Source organism: Leucobacter sp. M11, assembly GCF_035726885.1.
In the GTDB taxonomy this organism is placed as follows: domain Bacteria; phylum Actinomycetota; class Actinomycetes; order Actinomycetales; family Microbacteriaceae; genus JAPFRB01.
The window spans coordinates 142,516-144,767 of the sequence record NZ_JAPFRB010000006.1; the positions used below are offsets into that span (position 1 = coordinate 142,516).

The following is a 2,252-nucleotide window of genomic DNA, read 5'->3' on the forward strand; positions in this document are numbered from 1 at the left end:
TTCCACGACGGCCAGTACGAGGCGATCGAGACGCTCGTCGAGGGGCGTCGGCGCGCCCTCGTCGTCCAGCGCACGGGGTGGGGGAAGTCCGCCGTGTACTTCATCGCGACCCTGCTGCTGCGCCGCCGCGGCTCCGGCCCGACCCTGCTGGTCTCGCCCCTGCTCTCGCTCATGCGCGATCAGGTTTCCGCCGCGGCCCGCGCCGGGGTGCGTGCGGTCGCGATCAACTCGGCGAACGCGCACGAGTGGGACGCCGCGCAGCAGGCGCTCGCCAACGACGAGGTTGACGTGCTGCTCGTCTCACCCGAGCGGCTGAACAACCCGCGCTTCCGCGACGAGCAGCTCCCGGGGCTCCTCGGGCGGATCGGCATGCTCGTGATCGACGAGGCGCACTGCATCTCGGACTGGGGGCACGATTTCCGGCCCGATTACCGCCGGATCGCCGAGCTCATCCGGCAGCTGCCCGCGGACCTGCCCGTGCTCGCGACGACCGCGACGGCCAACGCCCGCGTCGTCACCGACATCGAGGAGCAGCTCCGCGTCGACGAGGCGGGCGTGGTCACGATCCGCGGCTCCCTCGCCCGGGCCTCGTTGCGCCTCGGCGTGCTGGAGTTGCCCGACTCCCGTGCCCGCCTCGGCTGGCTGCTCAGCCACCTCGCCGAGCTGACCGGCAGCGGCATCATCTACGCCCTCACGGTGTCCGCCGCCGAGGACACGGCGCGGCTGCTCCGGGACGCGGGGCACGCGGTGCGCGCCTATACCGGGCGCACGGACACCGATGAGCGCGAGGAATCCGAGCGGATGCTCAAGGACAACGAGCTCAAGGCCCTCGTGGCGACGAGCGCGCTCGGCATGGGCTTTGACAAGCCCGACCTCGGCTTCGTCGTGCACCTCGGCGCGCCGTCGTCGCCGGTCGCCTATTACCAGCAGGTCGGGCGCGCGGGGCGCGGCACCGATCGCGCCGATGTGCTGCTGCTGCCCGGCAGCGAGGACCGCGAGATCTGGCACTACTTTGCGACCTCTTCCATGCCGGACGAGGCGCGCGCGACCGCGGTGCTGGACGCGCTCGGCGACACCCCGCTGTCCACCCCGGCGCTCGAGGCGCGGGTGAATATCCGGCGCAGCCCCCTTGAGCTCCTGCTGAAGGTGCTCGACGTCGACGGGGCGGTGCACCGGGTGCAGGGCGGCTGGGTCGCCACGGGCCAGCCCTGGGTGTATGACGCGGAGCGGTATGCGCGGATCCGGCAGGCCCGGATCGACGAGCAGAACGCGATGATCGAGTACCAGCGCACGGACCGGTGCCGCATGGAGACGCTGCAGCGCGACCTCGACGATGACACGGCCGCGCCCTGCGGCCGCTGCGACCGCTGCACGGAGCCCTGGTACCCGAGCGACGTGGCGGGCGAGGCGGCGGGGGTCGCCGCGAAATCGCTCGACCGGGTCTCCGTCGAGATCGAGCCGCGGCGACAGTGGCCGACGGGCGCCGACCAGCTCGGGGTGCGCCTGCACGGCACCCCGGTGAAGGGCAAGATCAGCCCGGAACGCCAGCTCGAGCCCGGCCGGGCGGTTGCCCGCCTCACGGACCTCGGCTGGGGCAACACCCTCCGCGATCTCTTCGCGCCGAACACCCCGGACGGCCCCGTCGCGGAGGGGCTCTTCGGCGCCTGCGTCCGCGTGCTCGCGGACTGGGACTGGTCGACGCGCCCGGTCGCGGTCGTCAGCGTGCCCTCCCGCTCCCGGCCGCAGCTCGTTGGCTCGCTCGCGCAGGGCCTCGCCCGCGTGGGGCGGCTCGCCTACCTGGGCGAGCTGGACCTCGTCGGCGAGGGGCCGCGCGGCAGCTCGGGCGGCAACAGCGGCTACCGGCTCGCCTCCGTCTGGGAGGCCTTCGCGGTCGGCCCCGAGCTGAGCGCCGCGATCGCGGCGCAGGGCGGCGGCCCGATCCTGCTCGTCGACGACCGCGTCGATTCCCGCTGGACCATGACGGTCGCGGGCGGCCTGCTCCGCGAGGCGGGCGCGACCGCCGTCCTGCCGTTCGCCCTCGCCGTGACCGCCTAGCCCGGCCCCGAACGAACGAGTGCGCGCCGCCCGTACTGCGCGGCCGCGCCTCAGCCCGCCGCCCCGCTCTGGACGAGGACCACGCCGCCGACGATGAGTGCGATGCCCGCGGCCATGACCCAGCTGAAGGGCTCCGAGAAGAGCAGGCTGCCGAGCAGCGCGGTGAGGGCGACCCCCGCCGCGGACCACACCCCGTA

At 74.0% G+C, this 2,252-nt stretch carries 2 protein-coding genes; one reads left to right on the forward strand and one right to left on the reverse strand.

What is annotated here, in order from left to right:
* Positions 1-2,055: RecQ family ATP-dependent DNA helicase (locus OOT08_RS17720; RefSeq protein WP_325094186.1), on the forward strand; the 2,055-nt coding region annotated here is incomplete at its 5' end.
* A 50-nt stretch (positions 2,056-2,105) separates the two neighbouring features.
* Here the strand turns inward: OOT08_RS17720 and OOT08_RS17725 are convergent.
* The coding region (locus tag OOT08_RS17725) for an SMR family transporter (protein WP_325094222.1) at positions 2,106-2,252 on the reverse strand (147 nt) is incomplete at its 5' end.